Genomic DNA, 539 nt, shown 5'->3' with positions numbered 1-539 from the left:
ACATCGGCCGTGTCCTTGCGTTGGAGCGGGACGAGGATGGTGCGGTTCCGACGGTGGGCCAGTTCGCGGCCCACGATCCTTCCGGTCAGACGAAGATCATCGACCTGTACGCGCGGATCATGTCCAGCCAGTTCGGTCTGCCGCCGCACATGCTCGGCTACACCACGGACAACCCGGCGAGCGCGGACGCGATCCGCAGCACCGAGGCGAAGCTCGTGAAGCGCAGCGAGCGTCGGATTCGCCGGTTCGGTTCCCGTTGGGAGGAGGCCATGCGTCTCGCTCTGTGGGTGCGGGATGGTGAGCCGCCGGATCGGACCCGTCGTATTGAGACGGTGTGGCGGAATCCGGCGACGCCGACGGTGGCCGCTCAGGCGGACGCCACGGTCAAGCTGGTGCAGGCGAACATCATCCCCGCTGACTCTGATGTGGCGTTGGAGATGGCTGGGTTCACCGAGGGCCAGCGTCAGCGCATTCGTGCGGACCGGCAGCGCGCTCGTGGCACTGCGGTCTTGGACCGTTTGGCGGCGCTGGGCGAGGCC

The 539-nt window shown here is 67.7% G+C and carries 1 protein-coding gene; it reads left to right on the top strand.

What is annotated here, in order from left to right:
• Positions 1-53: 53 nt before the first annotated feature.
• On the top strand, positions 54-539 hold a 486-nt coding region (locus BFN33_RS49035), incomplete at its 3' end, for a phage portal protein (RefSeq protein WP_256123112.1).

Origin of the sequence: Streptomyces sp. LUP47B (genome assembly GCF_001746295.1) — a bacterium.
In the GTDB taxonomy this organism is placed as follows: domain Bacteria; phylum Actinomycetota; class Actinomycetes; order Streptomycetales; family Streptomycetaceae; genus Streptomyces.
The sequence above is the reverse complement of the archived record's forward strand: the minus strand, read 5'-3'. Positions and strand labels throughout refer to the sequence as shown.